Source organism: Mesorhizobium sp. M7A.F.Ca.US.006.04.2.1 (assembly GCF_004022915.1).
In the GTDB taxonomy this organism is placed as follows: Bacteria; Pseudomonadota; Alphaproteobacteria; order Rhizobiales; family Rhizobiaceae; genus Mesorhizobium; species Mesorhizobium ciceri.
In genome coordinates this window covers 1-841 of sequence record NZ_RZQA01001439.1, presented here as the reverse complement: position 1 = coordinate 841, position 841 = coordinate 1, and the positions used below count along the sequence as shown (strand labels likewise).

The window sequence follows — 841 nt, the reverse complement described above, 5'->3', positions numbered from 1 at the left end:
TCTCCGCCGCGGTCGGCGCATCCGTCGCCGTCAGCGGCGGCATCGGCTTCGTCGGCATCGTGGTGCCGCATCTGCTGCGCCTGCTGATTGGTCCGGACAATCGCTATCTGCTGCCGGCGTCGGCGCTGCTCGGCGCCTCGCTGCTGCTTCTGGCCGATGCGGTCGCACGCACTATCGTTGCGCCGGCCGAACTGCCGATAGGCATCGTCACCGCGGTAGCGGGCGCGCCGTTCTTCCTTTGGATCCTGCTGCGCAAGCGCGGCGTGGTTGATTTGTGAGGCTTGATGATCGAGGCAAAGGATGTTTCGGTTGATATCGCCGGCAAGCCTATCGTCAGTGGTGTCGATTTCCACGCGCGGCCCGGCGAGATCGCCGCCATCGTCGGCCCCAATGGTTCGGGCAAGACGACCTTCCTCAAAGCGCTCTCCGGCGAGCTCGCCTATACCGGCCGCGTTGCCCTCAACGGCCGAGATCTCTCGCCGATGAAGCCGGCCGAGGCAGCCGTCCATCGCGCGGTGCTGCCGCAGGCGACGACGCTGTCGTTCCCGTTCACCGTGCGGGAAGTGGTCAAGCTTGGTCTTGTCGGCGGCCGTTCGGGCGCCTTGCCGGGCGAGGATGCGCGGCTGCCGGAACGGGCGCTGGCGCGTGTCGATCTCGACGGCTTTGCCGGCCGTTTCTACCAGGAGCTTTCCGGCGGGGAGCAACAGCGCGTTCAGTTGGCGCGCGTGCTGTGCCAGGTCTGGGCGCCGGTGCTCGACGGCAAGCCGCGCTTTCTGTTCCTCGACGAGCCAGTGTCCAGCCTCGACATCAAGCACCAGCTGATCATCATGAACATTGCCCG

General features: G+C 66.6%; 2 protein-coding genes. Both read left to right on the top strand.

All coding sequences use genetic code 11. The annotated features are described in order from the left end of the window. Positions 1–278: iron chelate uptake ABC transporter family permease subunit (locus tag EN925_RS37900; protein WP_164894771.1), on the top strand; the 278-nt coding region annotated here is incomplete at its 5' end. A gap of 6 nt (positions 279–284) precedes the next feature. Then, positions 285–841 (top strand): ATP-binding cassette domain-containing protein (locus tag EN925_RS37895; RefSeq protein ID WP_128337464.1); only part of this gene is annotated, 557 nt, incomplete at its 3' end.